Source organism: Arachidicoccus terrestris, from assembly GCF_020042345.1.
Classification (GTDB): domain Bacteria; phylum Bacteroidota; class Bacteroidia; order Chitinophagales; family Chitinophagaceae; genus Arachidicoccus; species Arachidicoccus terrestris.
Genome location: NZ_CP083387.1, coordinates 3,310,461 through 3,326,714 on the forward strand (window position 1 = coordinate 3,310,461; position 16,254 = coordinate 3,326,714).

Here is a 16,254-nt window from a genome sequence, read left to right on the forward strand (position 1 = left end):
ATCTTAGTGGAGCGTTATATTTCAATCATTAAAAACTAATCTATGAATTTCAGCGACCGTCTAGCGGGTTTGTCAGGCCAACCGGATATTATTATGATTATTACCGATCAGGAAAGGGCGACGCAGCATTTTCCTGAAAACTGGGAAAAAGAGCATCTTACATCTCTCACGTTTTTAAAGGAAAACGGATTTAGTTTCGACCGGGCTTTCTGTAATACATGTATGTGTTCTCCCAGCAGATCGACCCTGCTGACCGGACTTTATCCCGCGCAGCATCATGTAACGCAAACACTAACCAGTGGAGGAAAATACTCTTCGGGAGAGGTGACACTGGATAATACCTTGCCTAACGTTGCCCGGATGTTGGTTGACGCCGGATATGACGTACATTATCGAGGGAAATGGCATATCAGCAAAGGAGAGGACGGCGGCGGGCCCGCACCATCGGATATCGCTCTCTATGGGTTCAGGGGCTGGAAAGCGCCCGATGCCGGAGAGGATACCGCTCCGGAGAACTTCGGAGGTGGATTTGCGAACCATGACGGTGCATATATACAAGAAGGAATTGAATTTTTGCAAAATGTAAAGCGCCTGAGAGCTCAAGGCAAAAGCAAGCCGTACTGCCTTATCCTTTCTTTGGTGAACCCACATGATGTGCTCTGTTATCCCAGAGGTTTCCATTATGGATATAGTGATACATTCCTCGAAGGACCTATTATGCTACCAGAGACCGTAAATGAAGACTTGGTGGCCAATGGAAAGCCTTCCGCGCAGGCACAGGTAAAAACGACAGCCGGCATTAGCCTGGGAAGGCTTAATACAGCGGAGAAGCAAACCAATTATCTTAATTTCTACGCTAATCTGCTACGCCAGGTCGATAAGGAAATAGGTTATTTTATTGATGAATTGTATAAAGAGGACGGTGCCCCTAAGCTGGCTGATCAGGCAGTGGTTATCCGACTGGCTGATCACGGGGAAATGGGCATGACGCATGGAGGTATGCGACAAAAAGCATTTGTTGCTTATGAGGAAGCGATAAGGATTCCTATGGTGTTTTCCAATCCAATTCTTTTTCCTAAGGACACGGCTTATAAATCTACCCGGAACCTGGCATCTTTGATAGATATTATGCCCACTATTGCAGACATCGCTGGCGTAAAGCCTCCGGAAGGCGTTCGAGGTGTCAGCCTTTTGCCTTTATTGAATGAAGATAAGCCGGTACAGGATGCCGTGTTGTTCACCTTCGATGACACCAAGGCCAGCGCTGCTGACAAAGCCAGTGTTGTTAAGGCTGCAAATCGCATTCGCTGTGTCCGGACCAACGACTGGAAATATACAAAATACTTTGATGCATTGGGCGGCTACCCTGAAGAGTTTGAGTTATATGATTTGCGCCAGGAAAATGCTTTAGAATACGAAAACCTGGCTAATGACCCTAAATATACGGAAGTCAGGTTAAAAATGGCTGCACTACTGGACGAACAGGTACAGCAAAAGCTGTCAGTAGATGTGGAAGCCTTTGACGAAGGAAAGTTTACAAGGTGGTTTGAGCGACCTCAGTAAGGCAGATCTTTGACACAGACCAATAGAAGTATTCCTTGCTTTTTTTAATTCATAAACCGGGCATCTAATGGCATACGACTTGAAACTTGCGGACAGGGTACGTGCGTATTTAGTATCGTTTCCCGGCCTGAAAATTAATGAGAAGGAAATGTTCGGCGGACTTGCTTTTTTAGTGAACGGGAAAATGTGTATTAATGTCAGCGGGGACAATTTGATGTGCCGTTTCGATCCGACACAGACTGAAGCGCTGTCAGGAAAATTGGGGTTTCTTCCCATGATAATGAAAGGTAAGCAATATTATGGCTATTGTTATGTTGAACCGGAGGGGATTAAAATGAAAAGAGATTTTGAATTTTGGATACAACTCTGTCTGGACTTCAATAGCGATGCTAAATCCTCCAAAAAATAATTGGAGAACGATAACAGACTATCGCTTTATAGATATGGCTGTACGTCTAGCGTAGAGGTCTCTCACAGGTTGAATTTGAATATTACATATTTTAAACCCGGATTTTGTATTGAACACTTGAAAAAAATAAGCATGAAACTTTCTTTGTTATTGCGTACCGCGTTATTGAGTTTTGCTGCATTTTTGGGATTCTCATTATCCGCCTCAGGGCGGCAGGCACCTCTGAAGGTTGCCCTGGCGGGATTAAGCCATGACCATGTTTACCTTTTGATGCAGCATTACAAAAAAGGAGAAGTGGCAATTGTTGGTATTGTTGAATCAGATCCTGTCTTAGTTGAGAAGTTTAAAAAGACCTATCATTTGGCCGATACTTTGTTTTATAAGGACCTTTCGGTGTTGCTCAGGAACAGAAAGCCAGAAGTCGTTATGGCATTTGGACCGAACGTCGCCCATCTTTCGGTGGTAGAGGCCTGTGCTCCTTTGCATGTGAATGTCATGGTGGAAAAGCCGCTGGCGACAACGGTGAAAGATGCGGAACGGATTGTTTCTCTGGCTAAGCAGCATCATATTTACGTATTAACAGATTATGAAACAAGCTGGTATGCGAGTAACCAGGCCGTATATAAGCAGGTCAGCGCAAATGAAATCGGAGAGGTCAGAAAAATGGTGGCACACGACGGGCATCAGGGGCCTAAAGAGATCGGCTGTAGCCCACAGTTTTTGTCCTGGCTGACTGATCCGAAAAAGAACGGAGCAGGCGCTTTATTTGATTTTGGTTGTTACGGAGCGAATCTGATGACATGGCTGATGAATGGCAGCGCTCCCGAAGCGGTCTATGCGGTCACCAGGCAGATCAAGCCCACTATTTACCCAAATGTGGACGACGATGCTACTATCGTTTTAGATTACCCCGCTGCTACCGGTATTATTGAAGCTTCATGGAACTGGCCGTATAATATTAAGGATTGGGAAGTCTTCGGTAAGAACGGCTATCTTCAGGCTGTTGACCCCGACCAGCTGCGTGCGAGAAAGAATGGAGAGATGAATTATACTATAGAAAAGTTGCCTGCTCCGGCACAACCCTACCGGGATTATGTTGCCTATGTGTCTGCGGTTGTAAGGGGACAGCTGGATCCCGGCAATGATCTGTCTTCCCTTCAAAATAATCTCATTGTGGTGAAGATACTGGCGGCCGCCAGACAATCTGCCAGGGAGGGCAGGAAAATATACCTGAAGTAGGCAATAGATATTCTTGAATTGAGCTTATGATAAAAGGAGATCTTTTTTATGCTTAACCGTTTATATAGGAAATATGATTTTGATACATATATTTCGGCCGGGCCCATAAATGCCGTAACGGTGGGTAGGAGAGAAGCTATAATACTCAAAGTATTTTAATCTGCTCATATGGCTCTGATATGTAGTATTCATCACATTGTTTATCGCAACCTGTAATTCGATACGTTGCCGTCCGTTACATTGCAGGGAAACCCCTGTGCCGATATTAACCAGTGTATAAGACGGTGTGGCGGTTTCTGTATTATATAGACCCAGGAACCGGTTTTGAGATCCATGGTAATCGAGTTCAGTCATGAAAGTTAGACAACGGAAGACCTTGTTTTGTAAGGAAACAATTTGTGTAATGTTGCTGAGCCAGCTAACCGGTGGGATGTGAGGCAGATATCTGCCTAATGTGCCTTTATTTTCATATAAGTGACTTGTATTTGCGCCATAGGTGATGGAGAGGTTGTTATTCCAGGAAAGGCCTTTCAGGGATCGGGGATGTATGTTTGCTGTAAGTTCCAGCCCATATAAGTGTGCACCTGCCTGTTGATATTGAAAAGTTTTATTACCCTGGGCATCGGTGAGGGGTGCTCCATCATTAGAAAGTTCTGTCAAGTAAATATAGTGATTGATATAATTATTAAAAACGCTAATCGATCCTGAGAAGGCACTGTATTCCATATCCATGCCAAGGTCTTGCTGGAAGCTGAACTCGGGTTGGGCATTCATATTTCCTTTATAGATAATGTGCGCGCCCGGATCCAGGCCATTTGCGGCAAGCTCCGTGATGTTGGGTGCTCTGTAACCCCTGGCTATATTTGCTTTCAGGCTGATATGGCTGTTGAAGGTATAGGTGCTGCCCAGACTTAAAGAGAGGCCATGAAAGCTTTTATTGAAACGACTGAATTGTCTCGTAGCTTTCGCATCAGGATGATCCGTCGTTTTATCAAACCCGGTATACTGATTTTTTACGGTATATAGGGGTTTGCCATCTATGTGTCTGTGGTCGTAACGAATACCTCCGCTAAAGGTAAAGTGCTTATATTTCCATTTAGAGAAAATGAAGCTGCCGATATCCCAAAGCCGGTAATCAGGAATGGGAAAATCTGTAGCGTCTTTATTTTTGTTGCCTTGATTCATGCCATTGACGCCAATGGTTAAATCCAAATTTTGCCAGACCGGTAAAGTATACTTAAATCCAAAGTTCAAGGTATTTAGGCGGACATACATACCGGCCTGATCCGTAATAGTAGGATGACTGAACTCTTGCCGGATGTTTTGTTGCCAGGCTATGGACGCTTCTACCTCTCCATGTCTTAATTTATACTGGTTGTTTGAATAGATCCGGTAATGTTGTATGCGCTGATGCAACGGACTTAGCCTGTAGCTGTTTAGTTGTTGATCAGATACGACTGGCCGGTCTTTAATATTATCTCTGTCTCCTTCATATATCTGTTTAGTGAATTTTCTTGTAAGAGAATCTCTACTGCCATCGGGTATACCTTGCCGGTCATTAAACAAGGTAAGATTAATAGTACTTTTACCGTTGGCTCCGGTGTGCCCTAATGATACGGTAGCTGAGGCTTCTTTAAAATTGGTATTATAGACACGACCATCTACCGGATTTTGGAAGTTTTTTGCCATCCTGTAACTGCCGGCACCGAGAAAATACCAGTTTCTGTTGCTGCTGTATAGACGGATACCATTGCCGATTAATCCATTGTTTTGCTGATATTCGCTGGTCAGACGGCCTCGAATGTTTCCGGTCTGGTCTTTTGGCCTAAAGGGTATCAGGCTGACGACTCCAGCCAATGCGTCAGAGCCATATATAAGACTAACAGGGCCTTTTAGCACTTCCGCTTTCTGCAGGCCGTAGGGATCAATTTCAATACCATGTTCATCTCCCCATTGTTGTCCTTCCTGTCGAATGCCATCGTATAAAGTCAACACCCGGTTGTATCCAAGCCCCCGGATAAACGGCTTGGATATGTTCGGGCCGGTTTTAACCGCATTTAGCCCCGGGACGTTTTTAACAAGGACATCAATGATATTACTTTGAAGCGTCCGGTCAATCTTCAAGGCAGGTACCGAAGTGATCGCTACGGGGTTTTCCCTCAATTCTTTCTGCCTGTCTGTACGAACCGTTACATCGGTTAATGTGCCTGCTACCTGCTCTAAAAACAACGTATGAAATGCTACCGTGGAGCAGAGCATTAGCGTATCCGTTTTATAGCCGGTGGAGGAAATGACGACTTTGACATCAGACGGGTCATTTGCCACATCTATTGAGAAGACGCCGTTTTGATCGGTCACAACGCCCTTTGCACTCTCCAGAATCTTTATGGAAGCGCCCGCTAAAGGCCTGTTATTTCCGGCATCTTTAACGATACCGCTTATTCTGCGATAATCAACACTAAAACCCATTAGAACGAAAATAGTACCTAAAAGCAATGTTTCTCTCATTATAATCAATATATGAGCGCAAATATAAGATATAATTTTGGTAAACCTAAATAATTAATTTGGCAATATGAATATTAACTAATAAGGTTGCGGGTTCAAAGCAAAAATGATGAAGATGGAGTTGAAATTAAGTCTTCATGGGAAAAGGGTCGTTAAACTGAAAACCGTTACCAAAGGGAGATGGCTCATCGTCTTGTAGCAGACAGCTGTTAAGGTCATTTATGACCTTTTCCTTTTCTATGTTCTGGCCAATAAATACAAGTTCATTGATCCTGTCTCCCCATTTTTTGTTCCACCTGCTTTCAATATCCTTTTGGTTATAAACAAAAGATGCATACTTGATACGCTCAGAGTAAGGCATACTGCACCACCACACGCCTGCTCTTTCCAGTCTTGAAGAGCCTCCCGCCTGGGAGAAATTCATTGCCTCATCAGGCCGGGAGGCTAGCCAGAATAATCCTTTGGCCCGAATTATCTCCTGGGGGTATTGCTCATTAAGATAGGTCCAGAAACGTTCTGGGTGGAATGGACGCTTACTTCTGAAAACAAAGGAACTAATACCATATTCTTCGGTTTCGGGCGTGTGGTTTTCTGTCTGGAGTTCTTTTTGCCAGCCGGCAGAAGTTTGTGCCTCATCAAAATCGAAAAGCCCGGTATTGAGTATCAGTTTCGGATCAATTTGTCCAAAGGAAGATCTTAGAATTCTGGCTGAAGGATTTAACTTGTGAATAGCTGCTTCCAGGAGGCCGAGGGTTTTTCCGTCTACAAGATCAGTCTTGTTTAAAACGATGACGTTGGCGAATTCAATCTGATCGGTGAGCAGATCGACAATGGTCCGGTCATCCCCTTCCATATTGGTGAGTGCCCGATCTGTTAAACGTTCATTTGTGCCGAAATCATTGAAAAAATTAAGACAGTCTACTACCGTGACCATCGTATCGATATAGCTGAACCTTGACAGGTCTATACCGCTCTCGTCGTTAACATACGAAAAGGTCTGTGCTACCGGAACTGGCTCGCTGATACCGGAACTTTCGATGAGCAAATAATCAAAGCGGTTTTCAGCTGCCAGGCGCTCGACTTCTTTTACCAAGTCTTCCCTAAGTGTGCAGCAGATACAGCCATTACTCATTTCTACTAATCTTTCTTCAGTTCTTGATAAAACCTCTTCATTCTCTACCAGTTTGGCATCTATATTCACTTCACTCATATCATTGACAATGACGGCAACTTTAAGATGCTGTTTATTATGTAGTAGATAGTTAAGAAGGGTGGTCTTGCCTGCTCCCAAAAAGCCGCTTAATACGGTTACGGGAAGTTTTCTTTTATCAGTGTTCATATACGCTGTACCAGTTAATTATATTTTCTAAATGATTTTTCCCATAGATTTCAATAAATCGGCGTGTTTCAGGATGTTCTGCATTGCGAAATACGGCCAGCCGGCGCCTCGCGAAGTGTTTACTTAGTTTGATTTCGCATTGATTTTCAATGCAGTTACGCCACTGGTCAAAAGTCTGGGGGATCATATTTTTTAGTTTAATAATGAAACGTTGTTGCAAATATAAAGAATGCCTACTATTTATTGCAACATTGATGCAAATATTTTTTTGACTATTCTGGCGATCCCGTGTGGAGCGGGGCGGGAACATGAATGGCTTTTTTGTCAGGTGCCCGGGCTTTTCCTGAAAAATAAGGCAGCAGATGAACGAGCAGACAACCTCCTCAGATGAGGCAATAACGGTGTTCATTAGCTGAGTCAGGTGCCGTTATCGTTCTATTTTTATATTCAAGATATCGCTAAGCCGGTGGGATTGAAGTTTCGGTATTTATTGCCGGTTGAAAGTATGCACCTCTCTTTGCTTCGTCGCATCCTCTCTGTTCAACATTTTTCCAATCTTGTTGACAAGGTCAATTGAGCCATTGATTTCATCTTTTCGAATAGCCAGACTCTCAATATTAAATCCAAAAGGGACGCAGCTTCTAGTGCAGAATTCAATCAGTTGATCAGCAATATCTAGACAAACATTCAGGGATTTTTCCAACATATTGTCGGCTTGTAATAATTCTTCTTTAAGTTGATCCGGAATATGAATACCCAACCATTCCATAAACCGAAGCGTCTTTACAGAGCCGCATACCGTTAATGTAAAAACAATCGTGGGAGGGGTGATCTGCTGCTTTTGACTGGTCAGGCAAAGGTCTTCTATCATTTTTTTCGCATAGTCCAGATTGAAAACACATTGAGAAATAAAGTAAGAAACGCCACAGGCGGCTTTATCTAAAATGCGTTTATCCTCATCGTGTAAGACAGCGTGTCTTTCTGGAATCGTAACAGCCCCCAGAACAGATGTTTCATTGAATTTCTGCCACAGACCATAAGCTTCCGGCAATGTTACTTTAACAGGGTAATCAGCTGCAGGTACGCCTACAAATACCGGATAGAACTGTTGTATATGAATATCATCCAGCCACTGTGTCAGTTCCTCACTTGAAAATTTACCAGCGGGTCTGTAAATGATTTTCGGGACCTTCAGATCTTGCAGATACTGCCTGGAGAAATTGAATGGATCAAGTGCATTCATAAAGGGAAATGGACGCTCAACCGAAGTACGGGCTGACTCGTCCTGCACATCATAAACCACCAGGGCGTCGATATCCAGGGACACGAGCCTTTCCAATGTTTTTTGAGCAATTTCTGCGACTTTCTCCGGAGAAGTGCCTTCTTTGGGAGGCGTAATTCCGTAGGTTAAAATTCCTGACTTTCCTGATTTGACTTTATCTAAAAACATATACCCTTATACTAAACTTGTCCTTGTCTTTTGTTTAACTATGCTATTTTCTGTCTGATCCGCTTACTATCTGCAAAAGTAAGTATTATATCGCCGTTTTCGGTTATCTGTTGATGCCCGGTTTTTAATTTTAAGAAAACGCACTGCAAACCGTTAGGCTTGCAGTGCTCAAATATATAAATTATAGGACAGCTTCTACACTTATTTCTTGCCGAATTTGCCTGGCGGCAGCAACCATGTTTTCCAGGGCAGCCTTCGTTTCAGGCCACTTTCTGGTTTTTAATCCGCAGTCCGGGTTGACCCATAGATTGCGCGCCGGCAAGAGCCCGGCCGCTTTCTTCAACAAAGAAGCTATCTCTTCCGTAGCCGGAACACGAGGGGAATGGATATCATATACACCGGGGCCGATTTCATTTGGGTATTCAAAATGAGCAAATGCCTGTAATAGTTCCATTTGGGACCTGGAGGTCTCAATAGTGATCACGTCAGCATCCATGGCCGCGATGTGTTCAATAATATTATTAAATTCACTATAACACATATGTGTGTGGATCTGCGTTTTATCCTGCACACCGCCGGCTGTAATTCTAAACGCCTTTACCGCCCAATTTAGATACTGAGTATGTTTGGCTTTTCTCAACGGCAGACCTTCTCGAATAGCTGCTTCATCAATCTGTATAATACCGATTCCTGCTTTTTCCAGTGCCAATACTTCATCGCGGATAGCAAAAGCGATTTGCGCGGCTGTGGTCTCACGAGGCTGATCATCCCGCACAAATGACCATTGTAATATTGTAACGGGGCCGGTCAGCATGCCTTTCATGGGTTTAGTGGTTTGTTTAGCTGCGAAACTGGTCCAACGGACAGTCATGTCATTGGAGCGGCTTATATCTCCAAAGATCACGGGTGGTTTGACGCAGCGACTGCCATAACTTTGTACCCAGCCGTTTGCGGTAAACAAGAATCCGTCCAGTTGCTCGCCAAAATATTCCACCATGTCATTACGTTCGAATTCACCGTGGACCAGAACATCCAGGCCGATTTCCTCCTGCCAGCGAATTACATCTGTGGTGGCCTTTTCGATGGCCGTTTCATATTGTTCATTTGTCAATGCACCTTTTTTGAATTTGGCCCGCAATTGGCGAATGTCATCAGTCTGGGGAAAAGAACCGATGGTCGTCGTCGGAAAGGCCGGTAAGTTAAACCGCTCGTGATGCAGACGCTGGCGTACCCGAAAGGGACTATTACGTGTCGCATCGGCGTCAGTAATGGTGTCAACTCTGGCCTTTACCGCCGGTTTATGCACTTTCTTTGATGATTTTCGAGACGCTATCGCTTCAATATTTGCTTTTAATAGTGTGGTATTGCCTTCTGCAATCCGGGTAAGTTCGCTAACTTCTGATAGTTTTTGCTTAGCGAAAGCCATCCAATTTTTTATCTCCGGGTCTATAGCTGTCTCCAGAGCCAGATCAATCGGGCTATGTAAAAGGGAACAGGAAGGAGCAATGATAACGCGCTCTTTCCCTAATTTTTCAACAGCTTTATTGATTAATAGTAATGATTTCTGATAATCATTTTTCCAGACATTACGTCCATCCACGATCCCCAGAGATATACTTAATGAATCCGGGGCGAGCGCCAGTACTTCTTCCAGTTGTTCGGGTGCCCGTACCAAGTCGATATGAAGTGCTTCAACAGGTAAACTGACGGCCAGTTCTGTATTGTCAAGCAGGGCGTCAAAGTAGGTAGCAAGGAGTATGTGTATGCCGCCAGTCTGGTCAGCGATCTTTTTATAGGCATATATAAATGCATCTTTCTCTTTTTGGGAAAGGTCAAGCACGAGACAAGGCTCGTCCAGCTGAACCCAGGTTGCACCTTGTTTTTTTAGACGGTTGATAATGTCAATATATACAGGTATTAATTTGTGGATAAGATCAACGCGATCAAAACCTGCTTCTTTTTCTTTGCCTAACAGCAGATAACTTACTGGCCCGATTAGAACAGGTTTGGCGCTTTCGCCAAGGATTTGCCTGGCGTCGCTATATGCATTAAATACATTATCATCGGATATCTTGAATGTCTGATCAGCCACGAACTCCGGGACAATATAATGGTAATTGGTATCCAGCCATTTGGTCATTTCCATGGCTGTAATATCCAGACCGTTTTTTTGGTAACCACGGGCCATGGCAAAATATAATTCTATTTTATTATATGCACTATTGGCGGACAATAAGGGTGAATAGCGTTCCGGGATAGCACCCAGGAGCATACTTGTGTCAAGAACCTGATCATAAAAACTAAAATCATTGCAAGGTATCAGGTCAATACCTGCTTCGAGCTGCGCCTGCCAATTCTGTTCTTTAATCATATCCGCGACACTGTTTAAGGCTGTAAGGTCAATCTTACCGCTCCAGAACTGCTCGCATGCCTTTTTGAGTTGTCGGTGGCCTCCGATTCTGGGATAGCCTAGATTTTGTGTTAGCATGTATCTTGTCTTTAAAAATGGTAAAAACGTCTTTGTTTTTTGATAAATAAATCCGTGTAAAGATAAAATTGAAGACTATTAAACTGCCTTAATGATTAAAATTGATAAAAATATCTATTTTAATATGTGAAATAAGTGTATTGTTCTGTTTTGTTGCTATTTTTGCCGGAAAAAAAGAAATTTATTTTATGTATGAACTGGATGAAACAGATATGTTGCTGTTGAAGTTACTGGCCGAAAATGCGAAATACACAAATAAGGAATTGGCCGGCATGGTGAATCTTTCTCCATCTCCCGTATTTGAACGGATTAAAAGGCTGGAAGGCAATGGATTTATTAAAAAATATATTGCTATACTGGACGCAGAGAAGTTCAACCGGGGCTTTATCGTTTTTTGTAACATCAAACTAAAGCAACATAATAAAGAGATAGGTAATAGCTTTGTAGCTGATATTATGAATATCGATGAGGTGGTCGAATGTTATAACATTTCCGGAGATTACGATTTCATTTTAAAAGTATATGCCCGCGATATGAAACACTATCAGGATTTTGTTTTTAATAAACTGGGGTCAGTTAAAAGTATTGGCAGTACACATAGCACTTTTGTGATGTCTGAAATTAAAAATACCCATAATATAAGTTTTTGATAGAGCGCAGTATATTCAGATCACACAAATAAAATCATGCTTAAAAAGCTCTATTTTTAAACAACGCTTTATTGGATAAATGTCAAATTCCAGCACAAATAAATTAAAAGCAATATACAGATGATGAAAATGAAAACGGTACTAACTTTGATTAACAAATCTGAGTGATTATAGTTACCCTCTTCCAATTGTTTACGTGATTTTCGGTAACGTAAATAAGCAAAGACGATGACCAGGCCTCCCAGCGCCACTAAAAATAAGCCGATTACCTGCGAATAGCCGGTGTTCGGCGGTAAGCCCTGTTCAGCATTTAATGCGATCGATACCTGCCGGATAAATAAAGAAAATTTGACGACTACGAACCCGAACCCCATAATGCCGATGCTTGTCCGGACCCAGGCTAAAAATGTCCGTTCGTTTGCCAGTATATCGCTTATTGGGAGCTTTGTAACTGACTTTTTTTGATTTTCCATATATCTATGATTGATTCTAGTTGTAATTTAAGAACTATCCTGATACATTGAACAGTTTATTTAACTGGAAGGTTCGATGATGCACGCCGCGCGATCAGAATATTGTGATGAAATCGTCAAGCCATAATTTCCGCAAACTTTCTATATGAAAGCCTAAGGCTGCTAGTAGCATCAGCAAAATCCCGTAATTTTAGGCTGGCAGTTCAACTATTGATAAATAATGGGGCAGCTATGAAAAAGAATAGATTGATCCAGGTCTTGGCCTGTGTAGTTATCGGGACGGTTAGTTTAACCGGTCGCGGGAAGGCCCAGGATAAGGGCGGACAAGCACTTCAGACGGTTGCAGAGTTTGGCAGGAGCATGGCCATAGGTCTTAGCGTAAATTCCGCAAACAGGCTATTTGTTTCTTTCCCAAACTATGATGGTGATGGCAAATATGCTTTAGCTGAGGTTGTCAAGGGCACATTGAAAGCTTACCCTAATGAAGCATGGAATCTAGAGCAGTCAGACAATAAGAACCATTTTGTCAGGCTCCAGGATTTATTTGTGGATGATCAGGACAATTTATGGGTATTGGATTCTAAACCGGCCCCTGGCGGCGATATCTTTAAGACGGGTGAGCCAAAGCAAAAAGCCGGCCGCTTTTCCTTGATCAAAATCAACACAAAGGCTGATCAGGTAGAAAAAATTTACAACTTTCCCAATTTAGATAAATCTTTTTCTGCACTAAATGATGTTCGTGTAGACACTAAAAGGCAGGTAGCTTATCTCTCAGATCCTGGTCAGGCTGCCATTGTCGTATTGGATCTCCTGTCTGGCAGATCCAGGACAGTACTTTCCAGAACAACCTTTACACTTGCTGATGATATTGTATTGCGTTACAGTGGCCGGGAAATGAAAGATCGAAAAGGGCGACCGTTTAGGTCTAATGTTAATGGGATCGCATTAACGCATGACGGGCAGTATCTTTATTTTAAACCCATAAATGAGGAATTTTTATTCCGGATTAATACCCGTTTTTTGAGAGATGCCTCTTTATCAGAAAAAGAGCTGGAAACGAAGGTGGAAAATATGGGTAAAGTAGGTGTCACCCACGGGCTGATAGCAGACAGGGCAGGTAATATTTATCTGACGACTTCCGAAGGATATTCAATTTCCTATTTGACACCGGAAGGTCAGTTGAAAGTATTGATTAAAGACAAAAGATTACTCTGGCCCGATTCAATGGGTATCGGGTCAGACGGTTATCTGTATGTCTCCTGCGCTCAGCTACAGCTATTACCGGCATGGAATAAAGGTGAAAATAGAACACAGTATCCATACCGGGCATATCGGGTACGACTGCCAGTGAAGTAAATGGATTTTGGATTGTATATTTGATCGAACATTATAAATTAAAATTGAAACATGAGCGCAACGCATATCGGTATTTTTGTAGGGAGTTTGAGAAAAGGGTCTTATTCAAAAAGTATTGCAGGTTTTATTGAAGGGCTTTCTTCTGATCGCTTTAGTTACAAAATTATTGAGATCGGGAATCTCCCGTTATATAATCAGGATTATGATGATGAAGGGACCGCTCCGGAAACTTATGAGAAGTTCAGAAAATCGGTTAAGCCTTTGGATGGGGTATTGTTCATTACGCCTGAATATAACCGTTCCGTGCCGGCTGTATTAAAAAATGCCATAGATGTTGGTAGCCGTCCTTATGGACAGAGTGTGTGGTCAGGTAAACCAGGCGCCATCATAAGTTCCTCTCCCGGAATCTACGGTGGTTTTGGTGCCAACCATCATTTACGTCAGTCTCTGGTATTTTTAAACGTATTGCCGCTTCAACAGCCTGAGTGTTACTTGCCTAAAATCGCAGATAGTATTAATGAACAGGGAGAGCTGACTAGTGACAAGCTCAAAGAATCATTGGGTAGGTTCATAGAAGCCTTCGAAAAATGGGTGATGACCACGAAAGAATCGTAAATGATGTGGCTGTATTTTTAGCCCAAAAGTTCCGCCAAATTTTACTGTATGTATGGCATGCATATCCGTGCCAGACGCCGGTGACTACCGCTAGAAGTGCTGGTTGGCGGCTATTGATTTGATAACGGATAATTTAATGAATAGGTAGCCAGCCTATAACCGGTCATTGTTTTCTATGACGGCTATAGGCCGGTTACATTCATGTCTGTATTTATGACTATAATCATTGGAAGCCGCATACATGAATATTTGTCCTTGAGCAGCGGTTAAAGTTGCAGTGTCTTTTATTTCCTGAGTGATATTAAAATTCAATATCATCTACTATACTTCCTGTGCCGTGCTCGCTGGCGAATTTAGCACTGTATTCCTTTTTCTTTTGCTCCTGATAATCATCCATTGCTGCCATAATGCTAAAATCACTCATCCACTTAAAACCAGCCTCATTTACCTGAGAAATGGTAACGCCTAACTCATCCACTAGCCATTGAGCCCCGTCAATTCCGTTGTCATAGGCGGCCTGCAATGCTCCCTGGATTTCGTAAAAGTAATATTTATCAGAAGCAAGCTTCTCTAAAGTCGCTTTGGCGGCTTCAGAGGAAACAGTGGTTGCCGGTTTGTTTTTGGGTTCGAGAGTCGCTAGTTTAGGATGGCTTTGGGCCTCCCCATAATATTTGGAATAGACGTTGACGACATTGTAAGTGCCGTCTGAACGCATACGGTTATTCCAGGTTGTCTTGGCTTCTGCCCATTGTGGCGTTTCGACCCCTAATGCTTCAGCAATTTCTGCATCCGTACACCCTGCTCCCATTCTGGCCATCCCGGCTGCATAGTCTGCGATAGAAATGCCATGTACAGGCTGTAATAACGGATCATTAGGGTCTTCAGTCGCCGTGTTCATGGTTTTAATGCCCTTTGACGCTGCACCGACATCCATGACCTTCTGCATATCTCCGTCCATATATGCTTTTAATGCTTCATTATGCGGCGAACCCCCTTGATCGGCGGCTGCTTTCTGTGCTTTGTCTATTAAGTTTTCTGTAAGGTCTTTAAACATCTTTTTAAACATGATTTTTCTATTTTGTGATTAATGAATATAGGTTAAAGGGCTACCATGATTGTCCATATGATTTATAATCATGGATGAGCCGATTATAAAAATCTTGGTGATGTTGTTCCAGCCCAGGTAGTATATTATCCATTTCCTGAATGAGAGACTTTGCATAGCGCTCAAAACTTGGCAAACCGGCAGAGATTCCCTTTTCCTGGTAAATAGCCTTGTGTACTTCCTTTAGATGATGGCATCGCAGGGATGCCAGGGGGTATACAAACATTTCAATTCCTTTCGCTTTCGACCCCGGATCAAAATTGTTCTGGGTCAAACAAAATTCACATTGTATATATGTATCTATAAAATAGAATTTTTTCAGTTTGAGTTTGGCGCCGCATTGTTTACAATGAAATTTTTCACGGATTTGTTCGTATTCAGCCATCGCTTCGGCATATTGTTTCTCAAGATCCCTTTCCTGAATATTTTCGAATACGCCGGTCATTTGGCTGAGCACTTTTGTGTGCCAGTTATTGTAGAGTTCTGACAGAATCATTTGCTGGTTCCAGCCTGCAGATGGCGCTACCTGTGTATGAAAAGTATTCGACCCCTTTTGTATGATCGCATTAAACTGTGCAATAATGCCGGCTTTAAATTGATAGTAGTTGCGCTTATAAAGGTCTGGGTCGGTATCCGCGATTTCTTGTGCGTTTGCCTTTACTTCCTGAAAAAGATCATCCGCTCTTTGCGACAATTTGTTTAAGAATGTTTCCAGCTTCTGCTGGAGCGCGTCGTTTTCTACCTGTTTGTCTTTATTGCTAAAATTAAGAAAACCCATGATAATAGTTTTTTCGTTAGGAGGGTGAATTGTCGGATTTTTTTAAATGAATGCCATCTGTTATTTGAGCTTTGATAAACTCAAAGTTGCAGTATGCACAGTGAGTTACACCATCACTTTTCGCTCTTCCGGCACCACAATTCGGACACGTGTGCAGATAAAACGTAGGGGCCGTCGCAGCAGGGATATCCCGCTTCTGAGACCGGAGGGTTTGTTTCATTTTCTGGATCAGGCTTGCAGCCCTCGGCTGCTTCTGCGAATCTTTTTGCTCCATACGGCTT

The 16,254-nt window shown here is 42.8% G+C and carries 14 protein-coding genes; 6 read left to right on the forward strand and 8 right to left on the reverse strand.

The window, feature by feature from the left end:
- Window positions 1-42 precede the first annotated feature (42 nt).
- The 3 genes from K9M52_RS12875 (at window position 43) to K9M52_RS12885 (ending at window position 3,211) form a co-directional block, all read left to right on the forward strand.
- Window positions 43-1,563, forward strand: coding sequence for a sulfatase-like hydrolase/transferase (locus tag K9M52_RS12875; protein ID WP_224068834.1), 1,521 nt, complete (start codon window positions 43-45; stop codon window positions 1,561-1,563).
- A gap of 67 nt (window positions 1,564-1,630) precedes the next feature.
- Entirely contained in the window at window positions 1,631-1,972 is a 342-nt protein-coding gene (locus tag K9M52_RS12880; RefSeq protein WP_224068835.1) for a TfoX/Sxy family protein, read from the forward strand.
- Between the two features lie 132 nt (window positions 1,973-2,104).
- Window positions 2,105-3,211, forward strand: coding sequence for a Gfo/Idh/MocA family protein (locus tag K9M52_RS12885; protein ID WP_224068836.1), 1,107 nt, complete (start codon window positions 2,105-2,107; stop codon window positions 3,209-3,211).
- A 60-nt stretch (window positions 3,212-3,271) separates the two neighbouring features.
- Here the strand turns inward: K9M52_RS12885 and K9M52_RS12890 are convergent, their stop codons facing one another.
- The 4 genes from K9M52_RS12890 to metE all read right to left on the reverse strand — a co-directional run bounded on the left by K9M52_RS12890 (window position 3,272) and on the right by metE (window position 10,996).
- On the reverse strand, window positions 3,272-5,719 hold the full coding sequence (locus K9M52_RS12890) for a TonB-dependent receptor (RefSeq protein WP_224068837.1): 2,448 nt from the start codon (window positions 5,717-5,719) through the stop codon (window positions 3,272-3,274).
- A 127-nt stretch (window positions 5,720-5,846) separates the two neighbouring features.
- Complete coding sequence (locus tag K9M52_RS12895; RefSeq protein ID WP_224068838.1) at window positions 5,847-7,058, reverse strand: GTP-binding protein; 1,212 nt, start codon at window positions 7,056-7,058, stop codon at window positions 5,847-5,849.
- A 487-nt stretch (window positions 7,059-7,545) separates the two neighbouring features.
- Window positions 7,546-8,508 (reverse strand): methylenetetrahydrofolate reductase, encoded by a 963-nt coding sequence (locus K9M52_RS12900; protein ID WP_224068839.1) that lies wholly within the window; start codon window positions 8,506-8,508, stop codon window positions 7,546-7,548.
- A 181-nt stretch (window positions 8,509-8,689) separates the two neighbouring features.
- The gene (metE, locus tag K9M52_RS12905; RefSeq protein ID WP_224068840.1) at window positions 8,690-10,996 is read right to left on the reverse strand and encodes a 5-methyltetrahydropteroyltriglutamate--homocysteine S-methyltransferase; all 2,307 of its coding nucleotides are present in this window, start codon (window positions 10,994-10,996) and stop codon (window positions 8,690-8,692) included.
- A gap of 188 nt (window positions 10,997-11,184) precedes the next feature.
- Here metE and K9M52_RS12910 point away from each other — a divergent pair, with 188 nt between their 5' ends.
- Window positions 11,185-11,646, forward strand: coding sequence for an Lrp/AsnC family transcriptional regulator (locus K9M52_RS12910; RefSeq protein ID WP_224068841.1), 462 nt, complete (start codon window positions 11,185-11,187; stop codon window positions 11,644-11,646).
- A gap of 68 nt (window positions 11,647-11,714) precedes the next feature.
- Here the strand turns inward: K9M52_RS12910 and K9M52_RS12915 are convergent, their stop codons facing one another.
- Entirely contained in the window at window positions 11,715-12,119 is a 405-nt protein-coding gene (locus K9M52_RS12915) for a YidH family protein (protein WP_224068842.1), read from the reverse strand.
- A gap of 231 nt (window positions 12,120-12,350) precedes the next feature.
- On the opposite strand from K9M52_RS12915, the gene K9M52_RS12920 reads away from it, so the two are divergent.
- Window positions 12,351-13,475 (forward strand): major royal jelly family protein, encoded by a 1,125-nt coding sequence (locus tag K9M52_RS12920; protein ID WP_224068843.1) that lies wholly within the window; start codon window positions 12,351-12,353, stop codon window positions 13,473-13,475.
- 51 nt (window positions 13,476-13,526) lie between these two features.
- Window positions 13,527-14,090: an NADPH-dependent FMN reductase gene (locus tag K9M52_RS12925; protein WP_224068844.1), complete on the forward strand. Its 564-nt coding sequence runs from the start codon at window positions 13,527-13,529 to the stop codon at window positions 14,088-14,090.
- Between the two features lie 301 nt (window positions 14,091-14,391).
- Here the strand turns inward: K9M52_RS12925 and K9M52_RS12930 are convergent, their stop codons facing one another.
- Genes K9M52_RS12930 through K9M52_RS12940 form a run of 3 tightly spaced genes read right to left on the reverse strand, consistent with a single transcriptional unit; the run spans window position 14,392 to window position 16,247 of the window.
- Window positions 14,392-15,156 carry a DUF6620 family protein gene (locus tag K9M52_RS12930; protein ID WP_224068845.1) on the reverse strand — a complete coding sequence of 255 codons (765 nt, stop codon included), beginning with the start codon at window positions 15,154-15,156 and terminating at the stop codon, window positions 14,392-14,394.
- Window positions 15,157-15,196: 40 nt separating this feature from the next.
- The gene (locus K9M52_RS12935; RefSeq protein ID WP_224068846.1) at window positions 15,197-15,973 is read right to left on the reverse strand and encodes a hypothetical protein; all 777 of its coding nucleotides are present in this window, start codon (window positions 15,971-15,973) and stop codon (window positions 15,197-15,199) included.
- Window positions 15,974-15,989: 16 nt separating this feature from the next.
- Window positions 15,990-16,247, reverse strand: a complete 258-nt coding sequence (locus K9M52_RS12940) for an eL43 family ribosomal protein (protein WP_224068847.1) — start codon at window positions 16,245-16,247, stop codon at window positions 15,990-15,992.
- Window positions 16,248-16,254: the final 7 nt, after the last annotated feature.